General features: G+C 72.1%; 6 protein-coding genes and 1 pseudogene. 5 read left to right on the forward strand and 2 right to left on the reverse strand.

Features of this window, described 5'->3' with window-relative positions:
- Positions 1–299 (reverse strand): hypothetical protein (locus KBI5_RS01390; protein WP_133056949.1); only part of this gene is annotated, 299 nt, incomplete at its 3' end.
- A gap of 232 nt (positions 300–531) precedes the next feature.
- Positions 532–1,197, reverse strand: a pseudogene (locus KBI5_RS01395) (hypothetical protein).
- Between the two features lie 422 nt (positions 1,198–1,619).
- Here KBI5_RS01395 and KBI5_RS01400 point away from each other — a divergent pair.
- From KBI5_RS01400 to KBI5_RS01430, 5 genes are all read left to right on the forward strand, one after another.
- The gene (locus tag KBI5_RS01400) at positions 1,620–2,009 is read left to right on the forward strand and encodes a co-chaperone GroES (RefSeq protein WP_085014094.1); all 390 of its coding nucleotides are present in this window, start codon (positions 1,620–1,622) and stop codon (positions 2,007–2,009) included.
- 432 nt (positions 2,010–2,441) lie between these two features.
- The gene (locus tag KBI5_RS01405) at positions 2,442–2,741 is read left to right on the forward strand and encodes a DUF4193 family protein (RefSeq protein WP_011435374.1); all 300 of its coding nucleotides are present in this window, start codon (positions 2,442–2,444) and stop codon (positions 2,739–2,741) included.
- 144 nt (positions 2,742–2,885) lie between these two features.
- Positions 2,886–6,563 (forward strand): LuxR family transcriptional regulator, encoded by a 3,678-nt coding sequence (locus KBI5_RS27470; protein ID WP_241882594.1) that lies wholly within the window; start codon positions 2,886–2,888, stop codon positions 6,561–6,563.
- Between the two features lie 1,296 nt (positions 6,564–7,859).
- Complete coding sequence (locus KBI5_RS01425) at positions 7,860–8,939, forward strand: LuxR C-terminal-related transcriptional regulator (protein ID WP_235462948.1); 1,080 nt, start codon at positions 7,860–7,862, stop codon at positions 8,937–8,939.
- A 1,476-nt stretch (positions 8,940–10,415) separates the two neighbouring features.
- On the forward strand, positions 10,416–15,838 hold a 5,423-nt coding region (locus KBI5_RS01430; protein ID WP_085014097.1), incomplete at its 3' end, for a type I polyketide synthase.

Here is a 15,838-nt window from a genome sequence, read left to right on the forward strand (position 1 = left end):
GGTCTGGCCGCGGGGCGAGCCGGAGGGAACATCCTGGCCTCGTCAACCGCCCGGCTGTCCGGTGCGGCGCCCGGCGACATGCCGGTGATCGCGATGATCGACGCGCAGGGCCAGAGACGGTCGCAGCTCAGGCAGAGGTCGAACTCATTCGGCTGATGAAGGTCGATGAGGGTGATCAGCGAGTGAATATGCTCGACGATCTTCGGGCCGACCAGGACCGGCCCACGGGCGATGACGTCGAGCTCCGAGCGCAGTCGCCCGTGATACTGCTCGACGTCAGCAAGGCGCGGATCCTCCATCACCGGCAGCATGCACCATAGCGGGCCAGCGGGCACGAAGGGTGTAGCCCGTTCGGGTTCACCGTCACCGCTGACTCACGTTCCGTTTCTGACTCGCGGTACCAGACGCCGCTGATGGTTCCCTCTCCCTTACGTGCGGTGAGGGCGGGAAGTGGGTTCGCCGGGACGGGCCGCATGGTCATGCCGAGCCGGAGTCCGGACGGCGTGGCCGCGGGGAGGCGCTGATCGCAGATCAGGACCGGTCCGGCCGGACCTCGTCCGTGCGGCGGACCTGCCGCATCAGACCCTCCTGAAGCCTGGCGAACTCCTCGATGTAGGGACTTTCGACCTGCCCGGGGGCACCTCCGGGCTCCTTGCCCGGCGCGGACCGGTCGAACGGCTAGAAACCCGCGAACTGCCCGCCGGCACCCGGCGGCATGCGGTCGGGCTGGCCGTCGAACGCGGGATAGTGCCCACCCCCCGCCGCCTGAGCGCCCCGCTCGGCGGGTCCGTCGTACCCGGGTCCGTAGGAGGACGGCAGGCCGTTGCTGCTCTGCGGGACCGCACGGTCCGCGGCGTTGTCGAACGCCGGGTAGTGGGCACCGTTGGCCGAGGCCGCGCGGTCGGTGGGACCGTCGTAGGCGAACCCCGAGCCGTTGGGACTGCCGGCCCCGGGGCTGATCGAGAGCGGGGCGCCGCGCATGCTGTCGCCGGAGGTGTCCGGCTGCTCCGTGGAGAGGAACCCCTCGGATGCCGGGTAGATGCGGGCCGACAGGCTGACCGACATCGGGTCACTGCCGTAGGTGATGACGTCAACCTGGTCCTCCGCGCTGATGCCGCCGCTGCGGGCGAGATCGACGAAGCGGAACAGATCGGCCCACCGTAGCCCATCGAGGTCGACGCTGATACGCAGTGCCATGATCGTGCCCCATCCCTGAGGTTCGTTACGTGCCGACGGTTACCTGGGCGCCAACGGACGATCGAGGGGTGACCGGCTCGCCCCCGTCAGCGCCAGCCCGGGCGGCGATGGGCGGCAGCTTATACCGCGTTGGGAGACCATTCCCCATCCGGGGAGGTTCGGCTGGCTCTGCTCCGATAAGGCGAAGTGGGGGTATCGCGTTCTTCGTCGCGTCCCGTCACCCGAGGGCATTCCCGGGCGGAACGTTGGCGGGGAATCAGGGCGGCCGGGCTGGCCCCTCCGGTGAGGAGGTGTGGGGTGCGTGGATGCCGGCCGGGAGGCGTGGAAAGTCTCGGCCGGCGGACGTGGTCGGTCGATCGGGCGGTCGTGAAATGCCGCCTGGGGTGTCACCGGTGATTGGAAGGCGGGTAGTGTCCGACCCTGTGAACGTTGTGTCCGGCGGTGTCAACGGGGTCGGCGCGGCTGGGGTGGGCACGCAATCGGGTGTCATGCAGTCCGGCGCGCTGCCAATCAGGCTCCTGCACGACCGCGTGCTGGTCGAGCCGCGTGAGGATTCCGTGGACCGGCGGTCGAAGGCGGGCATCGTCATCCCCCCGACCGCGCATATGGGGAAGCGCCTGTCCTGGGCGGACGTCGTCGCGGTGGGGACGGCCRTGCGGACCATCCAGGTTGGCGATCGGGTGTTGTTCGACCCCGAGGACCGGGCCGAGGTGGAGCTGCACTCGACCACCTACGTTCTGCTGCGGGAGCGGGACGTGCACGCCGTCGCGGCGGAGCGGTTGGACGACGGCCTGACGGGTCTGTATCTCTAGATCCGGCCGGTCGGCCCCCAGGCTTGCGTGGCCCTTTCCGACCATCCGATGACGGCGCGGCGTCCAGGTGGTGTACGGTGCCGCATCGATCGAGATGCGGGCGGTCCACCGGAGTCGTGATGTTTGATCATGGCTGTGGCGGGAGTGACACCGCGCCAGCCAGGCGCTGCCTGGCCTGACGCGGTTCCGCCCCGTATCCTTCGCTCGGCTCTGGAGATCCGCGTTCCGGCCGGGACCCTTGGATGTGGTGGAGGCACCCGGAAATGCGGACACAGGGCATCGCGTCACCTCAATCTTTGGGGTCACTGCGTACTGTAACCAGCCGATGTCCTGAGGTGCAGTGTTTCATGGCTCCTCACGCTCGGTCGAACCCAAGACCGATGGGTTGGCATACCCATTGGGTGAACGACGGCAGGGAAAGGAAGGAGACGCATGGCTCGTGACTTCGACGCTCGGCGAAGCACGGATGTCGAGGAGGACGAGCTCCAGGAACAGAGCCTGGAGACGCTCAAGGCGCAGCGCGCCGGTGCGGCGGCGGACCTGGGGGACGACATGGACGCCCTCGAGGCCGAGYTGGACCTTCCGGATGCGGAGGTGCGCGACGAGGAACTGTCGCTGCGGGTACTTCCCCGGCAGGCCGACGAGTTCACCTGCACTCGATGCTTCCTGGTGCAGCACCGCAGCCAGCTCGCAGACGTCCGTCACGTCGTCTGTTCGGACTGCGCGGCCTGAGGGCCGGGTCCCGGGGCGGGGTGTCCCTCGACGGCGGGCGGTGCGGACCGGTTGCCCGGTTGCCCGGTCGTCTGAGTAGGCGTACCACTACCTAGCGCGAGTTTGTCGCTGGGGGTGGTGCGGATGCTCGACGAACAGTCACCGATGTCCGGTTCCGTCCGGTCCCGTCCCGCCGCATTTGAGGGTCGACGGCCCCTCCGCCCGGAGGATGCCGCTCCCCGTCCCGGGGAGGAGGATCCCGCGGACGGTCCCGAAAGCCTGCCGCTGCTCCTGAACCGGTTCGTCCCCCCGCCGGCCCCGCCGGGTCATGTCGATCGACCACGGCTGCTCGACGCACTCGACGCCGCCACCGTCCTGCCCCTCACGGTGGTGCGGGCTCCGGCCGGCTCGGGCAAGACGGTGCTGGTCGCGGCCTGGGCCGCGGCCCGGCGGGGGGAGACGCCGATCGTGTGGGTGCGGGTCGATCCGGCGGTCGTCCCCGGCCCGCGTGGCGGGGGGCCGGGCCTCCCACTGTGGCCGCAGCTGCTGCACGGGCTGGGACGACACGGTCTGCTCCCGGCCGGTGAGGGCTTTGGGAGCCGGTACGGTCCCGCGGCCGACGATCTTTATGATCGGCGTTACCGACGGCTCGCCAACATCCTCGCCGACCTCCCGACGTCCTTCATACTGATCCTCGACGACGTGCATCTGATCACCCGGCGTTCGGACCTCGACGGCCTCGAACTGCTGATCGACGGGGCCGCGGATCGGGCCCGGATCATTCTGATGGGCCGGATGGTGCCCGTGGCGCTGCACCGGCTGCGGGCCGCCGGGTGGATCACCGAGATCGGCCCGGCAGATCTCGCCTTCACCCGGGCGGAGGCCGCCGCGCTCCTGGGCCGGCAGGAGATCACGGGCCGGCAGGAGATCACGGCGTCGCCCGCGACGGTGAGCGGTCTCGTGCACGTCACCGAGGGCTGGGCGGCCGGGCTGAGGCTGGCGGCCGGGGCGCTCGCCGCACGGGAACGACGACCACTGCCGGGGGYGGATGGGCGGTGGGAAGCGGCCGTCGCATCCCCGTCCGGTGGCCTCGGTGACACGGCTGGTTTCTCCGGCGCCGTGGCCGGCCATCCCGCGATCGCCGATTTCCTGCGGGCCGAGGTGCTAGCCGGTAAGCCGTCGCCGGTACGCCGCTTCCTCCTGCGGACCAGTGTCCTGGAGCGCATGACCGGGCCGCTGGCGGACGCCGTCGCGGCCGAGCGGATGGACGCGGGCGTCCTGGCGGCGGCTACCGGCTCGCGTGCCGCGCCGGCACCCACGGTGGGCGCACGGGTGAGCGGGAAGGAAGTTCTGGCGGCACTCGCGCATGCCGACGGCTTCGTGGTCGAGCTCGACCACGACGGCGGATGGTTCCGCTTTCACCGGCTGCTTGCCGCGGTGCTGCGTTCCGCGTTGGCCGCGGACGGCGACGAGGACACCGCTGAGCTCCACTTGCGAGCCGCGATCTGGTTCGCCGCGCACCGTCGGACGACGGACGCGGTACATCACGCCGCGCATGCCGGGGATTGGTGGTACGCGGCCTGCCTGCTCGTCGATGGGACCGAGATGGTGGACGCCCTGCATGGCGGCGTCGCGGGGTTCAACCCGATCATGACGGGGATGCCGGACTCCCCGGCCTCGTGGTCGCCGGAGTGCGCACTGGTCGCCGCCGTGGGCCGGCTGGGCCGGGGACAGGTGGGGGCGGCCACCAGATACCTGCAGGTGGCCCGGGGGAGCATCGCCGCGGCGGTCGTGTCCCGTCGTCGCGCGCTCGCGGTCCGGGCCGATCTCGTCGACCTGCGCCGGGCGGAGCTCGCCGGGGCGTGCGAGGAGATGCTGAGCATCACCCGCCGGTTGCTACGGTCCCCGGGCAGGCCGGGCGCCGTGCCGCAGCCGGTTGGTCCGGTGGTTGCCGGTGTGACGGGGCGGGCGGAGGCTGCGGGGAAGGGCCGGCCACGACCGCCCGCCGACATGCGGCCGCCGGGAGATCCCCGGTTCCTGCCCGCCGGCCCCGTCGGGGGCGCCGAAGGTCCCGGACGGGAGCCGGGCGGTGTTCGACGTGATCACGTCGGGGGAGACGTGGCCCGCCCCGGCTCCGTCGTCGGTGGGGCCCCGCCGGACCGCCCGGCCGGGATCGTCGCGCGATCGACCGGTGGTGGCGTGGATGGGGGCGTGGATGGTTCCGACAGGATCGCGGCAGCCGTGGCCTGGTGTGCGCGCGGGCGGGCGGAGCTCTGGCTCGGCCGTCCCGACCTGGCGCTGGAGGCGTTGCGGGAGGCGATGACGGCGGCCCGGGATACCGGTCTGCGGACGGTCGAGGCATCGGCGTCCGGGGCGATGGCTCTCGCCTACGTGCTACGGGGTCGGTTGCGGCAGGCCGAGTCCAGCGCGGCAGCGGCGGTCGCCACCGCCGCTGTGATCACTGCCAGCCCGGTCGATCCCACGGCCGTCCCCGCATCCTCGGATGGTCGGACCGACATGCCGGCAGGCCTGGTCGAGGCGCATCTCGCCCATGCGATGGTGGCGGCAGCCCGGGTCGACGACGTGCGTGTCACGCACCATCTCGACCTCGCGCGGATGGCCTTCACCCCGGCGCATCCTCCCTACCTGCTCGATCTGATCGTCGTGCTGGAGGCGAGGGCGCGATGCCGGCGTGGGGAGGCGGACGATGTGCGGGCTGCCCGCCGTCTCCTGGCGTCGCGAGGACGGCCGGCCGGACCGCCGCTGTGTCTGTCGCTGTGGCGCGCCGCCGAGACCGACCTGCTGATCGCCGTCGGGAACGCCCAGGCTGCCCGGCAGCTGCTGGGCCAGCTGGCCGACACCCGCCGGCCGGACCATGCTCTCGCGCTCGCGGCGGCCCGGGCGAACCTCGCGTGCGCTGATCTAGAGGGAGCGGAGCACGCGGTGGCGGCTCTGCTGCGGGCGGACGGTGGCGGAGGCGGTTCGGTGGTGTCGGCATGTGTGGTGGCAGCGGTGGCGGCCGCGCGGCGTGATGACCATGCGCGGGCCACCGACCTGCTGGCGCGTGCCCTCGCGCTCGCCGAGGACGAGGGACTCGCTGGCCCGTTCCTCGAATTCGGCGGCGAACCGTTGGCGATCTTGGATGCCCATCCCGGCCTCTCCGCCGCACATCCGTTCTTCGTGTCGACTTTGCGGGCCATGGCCACGACGGAGTCCGCCGCCGCGGTGAACCCGCGGACGCCGACCGACGGCGGACCGGTCATGGCCGTATCCGGGGCGGGGGTGCCGCCTCTGGGGGTGCCGCCTCTGGGGGCGGCCGGCCTGGAGGTGCCGAACGGGGGGACGCCGAGCGGGGGGATGCCGAGCGGAGAGGTGGCGGTGCCCGCGCCCGCGTGGCCGGCCACCCCACGTCGATCCGTCATGAGCGGGCGAATGGCACGTCCGGCCCTCATGACCCCCGCGGCGCGCTCGGCGCCGCCTGACCGTGACAGGCAGGGGGCCGACGTCCCGCGCGGCCCCTCCGGCCCCTCCGGCCCCTCCGGTCCGGCGGGCTACGGCCTTGGGACGGGAACAAGTCCGATCTCCCTAGGGCAGCCGGGGGCGCGTGAGCGCTCACCCGGTTCCAGGGACGGGCGGGGACCCGGTGCGGGTGGCCGGCTCAGCGACCGGGAACTCGCGGTCCTCAGCTATCTGCCGACGATGTTGACGACCACCGAGATCGCCGCCGAGCTCTTCGTCTCCGTGAACACGGTGAAGACGCACCTGAAGAGCATCTACCGCAAGCTCGACGTGCCACGGCGTCGCGACGCTGTACATCGCGCGCGCGAATTGCGTCTATTGTAAATAGTCATACCGTTTATCGTAAAAATAAATTTTAGGTGGGAGGTCAACGGTCCGGTGGTCGGGGCGCCGCGATCAGGATGACGGTGATTCAGTGAATCGCGGCGGGCACGGGGGTGGGTACCCTCCCCCCGAGCCGGGTCCGTCRTCCACTGCGTCCGCATAGCCGGCATCGGTGCGGTCGCTCTCCGTGTGACCGGGGCCCGTGTGACCGGCATCGAGGTAGCCGGCATCCCTCTGGATCCTGTTGGACCCGGGCTGCGGTGGGCCGTACCGGTATGTGCCGAACRCCGCCGTTCGTTCGATGCGCCGCCCGATCGGGCCGGGACCAGGCCCGATCGGTGTCCGCCCCGCTCCGCGGGTACGTGCGGTGGCCCGTGCCGGTGCCGGCAGGAAGGCGCGGAGCAGGCAGATCATCGATGTCACGATCCCCGTGATCATCAGGATCAGACCCAGAACCTGGAGATCCACTCCGGTGGTGTGCCAGGTGAGCGCGTAGCGCAGGATGGCACCCACCACGACCAGGAAGACCGACCGCCCCAAGGTCATCGCCTTCGTACCTCCGCCTCTCTCCTACCGTGGCTTTGGTCTCCTGCTGTGGCTTCGACCTGTGGCTTCGGCCGGTCGATGATCGGTGCATGGCCACATCGCGCCCCGGCCGCGCTCGATGGTGTCCGCGCTCGATGTGTCGTCGTCGTGGAGCGGCACCATGGGATGGGTGGTCCGTGCGGGGAGCGGAGAACTCCACCCCTCCGGGGCGGGCCGCGGACCGCTGGCGAAACCGTGCACTGCCGCCGTGGATACCCTGCGTGACCAATGTTCATGCTGTCGATGTCGGTCGGGATCCAGGGCTCACCCGCGCCGGAGGACGTTTTCCGGCTTCTTTCGCGGCCGCGATCGAGGCCGGGGGAGCCAATCTCGTACTTGTGAGGTAGCCCCGACGGGCGGTGCCAGCGGGAGGGAAAAATCACCTCGAGCCACTGCCGGGGGGCCGCCGGACGCCGTCATCCCAAACGTTTACGTGCGTTAAGGTCGCGTTTTCCCCGGCTGAGCCGAAGATGCGGGGTGAGTGTGATCGGGGGGGGCGTGGGCGACTGCTGGCGTAGCGAGGGAGGTGGGCCCTACGCTTGCCGAACCTGTCCAACTTCGCCGGAAATCAACCTGGCGGCATCGTCCCTAGCGGACGAGGCCTGGCGTCGGTTCTGAGTTCTGACCCCCCCGGAGGCACGTGTGACCGACCGAGTTTCCCGCCCGCATGATGTTATCGGTGAGGACGCACTACATCGGCCGCGAATTGGCGTGACCGTCGACACATCCGCCGAGGCCGCTGCGGCGGGCCGGGTCGCGAGGCGTGTCTCCGCGAGCTCACCCGCACCGCTGACCCCGCCGCACCGCTCGCCGGCCACCCGGCATTCCGCCGCCACCGGCGCCGGTGCGGGGCGACCGCTGCACCAGCGCTCCGGCCCGCCGGGGAGCGGCGTGCCGATGGGCGGCTCGCCGATGGGCCGCGGCGACGTGCCGAGCGCCACCGGCCGCGCGGTCCCGGCCGGTGGCCCGCCCGTCCGGTCCGCTCCGGTGGCGCGTACCGCGCCGATGCCGCGGGACCTGGCTCTCGGCGCGGCCGAGCTGCGCGGCATCCTGCGCGTGGTGGAGGACTGCGAGCGGGCGTCGTCGCTGGCATCCTTCCGCGAGCTCGCCCTGGACGGCATGGCCCGGCATCTCGGTTACCGGCATTCCGCCTTCTTCCTGGGCTCCTCGCTCGAGACCGCCTTCCAGGACGCCCGGCCCACCGGTCGCGGGCTGGCGCTTCGACTCGCGGGCCCCTACCTGGAGCGTTACCGGGAGCTGGAGGCCCTCAGCAATCCGGACAGCCTGCGTTCGGTCCGCGAGCGGGGGCTCGCCACCCTTGACGATCTCGGCGTCCCGGAACGCCCGGAGGTGCGGATGCGCCTGGAGCGGTTTCTGCGGGCACACGGCATCCACGCGAAGCTGCTCATCCGCCTGTTCGGTCCGTCGAACGTGGGCGCCGTGGTGTCCCTGCTGGATTCTCGGCCGGGCGCGTTCGGACCGCGGGACCGCGCCGTCGGGGCAGTTCTCGGGCGGCATCTCGGTAATCTCCTGCGTTTCTACATCCGGGCGGACCCGGGCCCGTCGGTCGCGGGCAAGCTGTCGGCGCGCGAGCGCGACGTCGTCCGTCTCGTCGCCGAAGGCCGTTCCAACCGCCAGGTCGCCGAGGCGCTGTGCATCAGCATCGACACGGTCAAGCACCATCTCACCCATGCGCTCGTGGCGACGGGGTGCACGAACCGGACCCAGCTGGCGATCGCGTGGCAGCGGGAGACGAGCGCGTTCGCGGCCCCCGGCAACCCGCGGCCCTGAAACTGTGACGTCATAAGGTCATGAGGCCGCTGCCGTGGATGTTCGATCGGTGGGATCCGTGGGATCCGCGGCGGTGCCGATGATCTACGACCTCAGATTYGAGCCGCGAACCCCGGTGCGCCACCGCGCGGGACGCGGTCGCCGGCACCTGATCCTCCGATGACGGCGATCATGATCGACCTCTCCATCGGGGCCGCCGGCATTTCGGCGCGAAGGGATGAGGCGAGAGGCCGGTCCCGATGATCGAGCAGTGGCGGGAACGGACACCCTGCGTGTCCGTTCCCGGTGCCGACGGCCGCGTGCCGATGATCCCACCCGGGTGACAAAGCCGGTCCGTGGTAATCGATCTGGCCTCGCCTGACCGGTCCCGAGGGTCATGTCCTGCACGCCCCGCGACGACTGTCGCTTATTGTGGCTGAAATGTTGCCATTGGCATCCCTATTGAGGTCGTTGCCGGAAAGTTGATCGGATAAGCTTGCGATCGACGGCGCGCTGTGACTAGGTTGGCCGATGTCCCTTCTGGTCCGCATGGGGTCTGAAGGAGTCAGTCTCCGTCCGTCAGCGCCTGACCCGGCCGGCGGCGACCACGATCGATTTTCAGGACGGTGTCCGCCCGTGGTTCCATACCTCCCGGGGCGTCGTCCTCGCATCCGATTTCTCCAGGCCCTGCGCGTGCGGGCGTGTGTTGCCGGAAAGTAGCCACATCTGTTCATCGCCGCATTAGATGATCGATTCTGAAGAGAAACCGCCGCGACCGGCGACCGGGATAGCGACCTGCGTGATACTCATTCGTAACCTCCATCGATGGCCGCAGCGATTGATGACGTCGCCCGGTGCACACCCCTGCGGGCTCTGTGTAATCCCGATCCGCGACATCGTCATCGATGTCCGGCGGTGGGCGAGCCGGCGACTGGATGTCGTCCGAACCTGGTCACGGCGACCGCGCCAGTGGTCCGATGGGCCCACGATCACCGCTGTGGTCCGGCACCGCGCAATGATCCCAACCGAGCCGGCTAGTATTCCGCGCACGTTGGCAATCCCGTGTCGGCTAATCGGATGCGGCCGCCGTGGGACCGGGGGACACCAGTTCCGCGACAGCCTGTTGGGGGTTGGTTCGTTTTTCGCATACTCAGGGCGGATGCGGCTTCCCGGATGTCTGCCGTCCCGACGGCACTGACCAGGAGGTCTGGATGGTGCGGGCGGTCCTGTCGTCCGAAACRAGTCGATCATGCTGGTTCGGTGGGTGAGTTCCATGGCCTCGATGCGCCGCCGCGACGATCGTGCGGCAGCGGACGCGCTGCCGGCCACGGGTCTGCCGGCTGCCCGCCTGCCCTTGAGGTGCCCGCCCACGCGGACCAGCGATTACCCGCCCATCCGGACCAGCGATTGCCCGCCCATGCGGACCAGCACAGCTCCCTCAGCCTCTGCCCCCTCAGCGCCCTGCCTCAGGCGGGGACCGGTCGGGAGGACCAGCCGATGACCACTGCACCCAGCGCGTCACCCGTGGCCTCGCCGGCCAATCCCGCCGACCGCGATCCGCTCGACGCCCGCGAGCTGGTCGTGGTGATCACGCCGTTCGCCGAACCGTCCGCGTCCCTGGTCGCCGCGGTGCAGCGGGCCGGAGGGCTCGGGGTGCTGGATCTCGGGCTGCTGGCCGGACCGGCGCGTGATGCGCTGCGGGACGCCGCGYGGTGGGYGCCGGGCCGGTTCGGGGTGCGGGCTGCCCCCGGCTGCCCCCTCGATCCCGACGAGCTGCCCGCGAGCGTCGGGACCGTCGTACTCGTCGCCCGATCCGGTCCGGATCCCCGATCCGGCCCCGTCGCGTGGGCGGATGCCGGGCCGGGCCCGGGGAGCCGCTGGGACATCGGCGCGCTGACGAGCCGGTGGCGGACGAGCGGGCCGCGTGGAGAGGCGCGGCGCCGGGTCTGGGCGGAGGTCACCTCGGTTGCGCAGGCGCGCGACGCGGTGGCGGCGGGGGTCGAGGGACTGATCGCGCGAGGCAACGAGTCCGGGGGGCCTGTGGGCGACCTCACCACCTTCACCCTCCTGCAACATCTGCTCGCGCAGGCGTTCGTCACCACCGAGGGCGCGCCGCTGCCCGTGTTTGCCGCTGGCGGGATCGGTCCGGCCACCGCGGCGGCCGCGGTGGCCGGCGGCGCGGCCGGTGTGGTCCTGGACTCCCAGCTCGCCCTGGTGCGTGAGATGGAGCTGCCGGCACAGGTCGCGGCGGCGATCCGCGCGATGGACGGCAGCGAGACCACCCTCCTCGCCGGCTACCGGGTGTACACCCGCCCCGATCTGCCCGTCGCCGCCATGACGGGCGCCGCCATGGCCGGCGCTGCCACGGCGATCCCGTTCCGGCTGGGTGCGCGTGATCTGCGTAACCAGTTTCTCCCGGTCGGCCAGGACGGAGCGTTCGCCGCCGATCTCGCCGACCGCCACGTGACCGCGGGCGGTGTCGTACGGGCCGTGCGTCAGGGCATCCGCGAGGGCATCGCTGCCGCCGCCCGTACCCGTCCCCTCGCCCCCGGTGYGCCCTTCGCCGCTGCCCGCGGCCTGCGCCACCCGGTCGCGCAGGGACCGATGACGCGGGTCAGCGACCGGGCGGCGTTCGCTCATGCCGTCGCCGACGAGGGCGGGCTGCCTTTCCTCGCCCTGGCGCTGATGAGCGGCGAGGACAGCCGCGCCCTGCTGGAGGAGACCGCGGACCTGCTCGGGGACGCGCCCTGGGGGGTCGGGGTCCTCGGGTTCGCCCCGGCGCCGCTGCGGGCCGCCCAACTCGCCGCCGTGCATGACGTGCGTCCTGCCTGCGCGATCGTCGCCGGAGGTCGCCCGGCACAGGCGGCCCCGCTGGAGGCCGCCGGCATCGACACGTTCCTGCATGTCCCGTCCCCGGGGCTGCTGAACCGTTTCCTGGCCGACGGCGCGCGCAAGTTCGTCTTCGAGGGGCGTGAATGCGGCGGGCACGTCGGGCCGCGGGCGAGCTTCCCGCTGTGGGAGGCGCAGATCGCCGGCCTGCTGGAGTTCGGCACGACCGATCAGGCCGGTCCGGACTTCTTCGCGGGCCTGCATCTGCTGTTCGCCGGGGGCGTGCATGACGCCCGTTCCGCTGCGATGGTCGCCGCGGCGGCCGGGCCGCTCGCCGAGCGGGGCGCGAGCGTCGGCGTGCTGATGGGCACCGCGTACCTGTTCACCGCCGAGGCCGTCGCGTCCGGGGCGATCCTGCCGGGTTTCCAGCAGGCCGCTCTCGACTGCGAGCGCACCGTGCTGCTCGAGACCTCTCCCGGTCATGCCACCCGGTGCGTGGAGTCCGCGTACGTCCACACCTTTCTGGGCCGTCGCCGTGAGCTGATCGCCGCCGGCAACTCCCGCCAGCAGATGTGGGAGGAGCTCGAGGCGCTCAACCTCGGCCGGCTGCGGGTCGCGAGCAAGGGCCTGCGCCGTGAGGGCAGCGAGGTCGTCACGGTCGATCCCGCGACCCAGGCCCGGGACGGCATGTACATGATCGGACAGGTCGCCGCCCTGCGTTCGCGGCGGACGAGCATCGCCGAGCTGCATGACGAGGTCACCGCGCAGGCCACGGCCGGGCTCGCCGCCCGCTCCGCCGAGCTGCGCTCCGCCGAGCCGCGGCCCGCCGACAGGAGCGCGGCGCCCGGCCGCCCGGCCGCCCGGCCGCTCGACATCGCGATCGTCGGGATGTCCGCGATCTTCCCGGACGCCCCGGACCTGGCCAGCTTCTGGGCGAACATCGTCGCCGGCAACGACGCCATCCGCGAGGTCCCGGCCGATCGCTGGGATGCCGAGGTCTACTACCACCCGGACGCGGTGCTCAGGGACGCTGGCCGCAGGACGCCGTCGAGATGGGGCGGTTTCCTCCCGCAGGTGCCGTTCGACGCGCTGGCCTACGGTATCCCGCCGAAGTCGCTGCGCAGTATCGAGACCAGCCAGCTCCTCGCGCTGGAGGTCGCCGCCCGCGCGCTGAGCGGCGCCGGGTACGACGCGGGCCAGAAGGACGTGGGCCAGAAGACCGCCGGCGAGAGTCGGGCGTTCGACCGCTCCCGCACGTCGGTGGTCTTCGGCACGGAGGCCGGGACGGATCTCTCCGGTGCCTACAGCTTCCGCTCCCTGTGGCCGGCGCTGCTCGGGGACCTGCCGGCCGAGCTGGAGGAGTTCCTGCCGGAGCTGGACGAGGACTCGTTCCCGGGCATGCTCGCGAACGTCATCGCTGGCCGGGTCGCCAACCGGCTGGACCTCGGCGGGGTGAACTTCACCGTGGACGCGGCCTGCGCGTCGTCGCTCGCCGCCCTCGACGCCGCCTGCAAGGAGCTCGTCGCGGGCACCTCGGACATGGTGCTGTGCGGCGGCGTGGACACCCACGCGGGCGCCCACGACTTTCTGCTGTTCTCCTCCGTCCATGCGCTGTCTCCGGGCGGTCGGTGCCGCAGCTTCGACGCGGGCGCCGACGGCACCAGCCTCGGTGAGGGGGTGGCCGTCGTCGTGCTCAAGCGGCTCGCGGACGCCGAACGGGACGGCGACCGGATCCACGCCGTCATCCGGGCCGTCGCCGGTTCCTCCGACGGGCGGGCCCTGGGGCTGACCGCGCCGCGCAAGGCCGRCCAGGTGCTCTCCCTGGAACGGGCCTACGGGCGGGCGGGGATCTCGCCCAGCGAGATCGGTCTGCTGGAGGCGCACGCGACCGGAACGGTCGTGGGGGACCGCACCGAGCTCGCCACCCTCACCGAGGTCTTCACCAACCACGGTGCGACGCCGGGCCAGTGCGCGGTGGGTTCGGTGAAGTCGCAGATCGGGCACACGAAGTGTGCGGCGGGCCTGGCCGGTCTGATCAAAATGGCCAAGGCCGTCGAGACCGGGGTACGGCCGCCGACCCTGCACATCGACACGCCGAACGCCTATTGGGACGCCGAGAGCAGCCCGTTCTACTTTGACGACGTCGCCAAGCCGTGGGTTGCCCCGGCCGAGCGGCGCCACGCCGGCGTGTCGGCCTTCGGATTCGGCGGCACCAACTTCCACGTCGTGCTGTCCGCCTATGACGGCGGGCCCGAGCCCGCCCACGGCCTCGACAGCTGGCCCGCGGAGTTGTTCGTCGTCCGCGGCACCGACCGGGTGGCGGCCACCCGGGCGCTGGACCGGCTGGCCGAGCTGATCGTCGCGAACGACGCGGCCGGACGGCCGTTCCGTCTGCGTGACCTCGCCTCCACCGTCTGCGCGGAACGCGGCGGCCCGGTCCAGCTCGCGTTCGTCGCCGGCGACCTCGACGCGCTGCCCACCGCCATCGACCAGGCGCGCACGTTCACGTCGAACCCTCGGGCGGGTCTGTTCGTCCGGGACCAGGACGCGGATCCGGGTGCCACCGCGTTCCTCTTCCCCGGTCAGGGCAGTCAGCGGCCCGGCATGCTCGCCGACCTGTTCATCGCCTTCCCACGGCTGCGGTCCGTGCTGGACCTCGCCCCCCGGTGGGCGGACACGATGTTCCCGCCGGCGGCCTTCTCCCGGGAGCAGAAGGCCGCCCAGGCGGCCGCGATCACCGACACCCGTGCGGCCCAGCCGACGCTGGGGCTCGCCGGGCTTGCCGTCCACGACCTGCTGACCAGCCTCGGGGTGCGCCCGGACCACGTCGCCGGGCACTCCTACGGCGAACTGGTCGCGCTGTGCGCCGCCGGGGCGCTGGACCGGCGGGACCTCATCGGCCTGAGCGAGGCCCGTGCCGCGGCGATCCTGGCAGCCGCTGGCGACGACCCGGGCACGATGGCGGCGGTCTCCGCGTCGGTCGAGCAGGTCCGCGCCGCGCTCGACGGGGCCGTTACGGGTGGGGAGGCCGGACCGGGCCGGGTCGTCGTGGCCAACCACAACGCCCCGCGGCAGAGCGTGATCTCCGGGCCGACGGACGCCGTTGCCGCCGCCGTGGCGGCTCTCGGCCGGGCCGGCATCAGCGCCAAGCCGATCCCGGTCGCGTGCGCCTTCCACAGCCCGGTGGTGACGGAAGCGGCGACGGCGCTGGCCGCCCGGCTCGATGAGGTCGAGGTCGAGGCGCCGACCCTGCCGGTCTGGTCCAACACGACCGCCGGGCCCTACCCCGGCAGCCCGGACGAGGTGCGGGCGACGCTCGCCGGTCAGGTGGCGGCGCCGGTCAGGTTCGTCGAGCAGATCGAGGCGATGTACGCCGCGGGGGTGCGGACCTTCGTCGAGGCCGGGCCCGGCCGCGTCTTGGCGCAACTCGTCGGCAGAATTCTGGCCGGTCGACCGCACCGGGTGGTGGCCACCGACGTCGCCGGCGAGCCGGGGCTGCGCCGGTTGCTGCTGGCCCTCGCCGAGCTCGCCGCCGTCGGTGTCGAGCTCGACCCCTCCGCGCTGTTCACCGGCCGCGACGCCCGGGTGGTCAGCGCGACGGACCTGCCGCGCCGTCCCGGCTGGCTCATCGACGGGGCCTATGTGCGCACGCCCGACGGCCGGTTCCTTCCTGGTGGGCTGCGGCCGCCGACCCGGCTGACGGTGCGGACGACGTCACCCGGGGTCGCCTCCGTGCCCGGGGCCGCATCCGTGCCCGAGATCGTCGGCGTGCGCGGGTTCGTCGAGGACACCGTGGCGCCGGCTCCCCCGTTCGACCGCGCCGGCGTGACCGACCACAGCGAGACGACCGACGACCCTGCGGCGGGGCCYGCCGGACTGGCCGAACTTGGAGGTGACGGACCGGTGGACGCCGTGGTGCTGGAGTTTCTGCGAACCACCCGGGAACTGGTCGCGGCGCAACGTGACGTCGTACTGGGCTACCTGGGCATCGACCCGACCGGCCTGGCCCGGCCCGGCCAGCTCCCCGAGGGGCGGCCGGCGGACCTTGTGCGGCCGCGGCCGGGGGTCGTGTCTGACGACGTGCCGGGCTT

Origin of the sequence: Frankia sp. KB5, from assembly GCF_002099325.1 — a bacterium.
GTDB lineage: Bacteria > Actinomycetota > Actinomycetes > Frankiales > Frankiaceae > Frankia > Frankia casuarinae.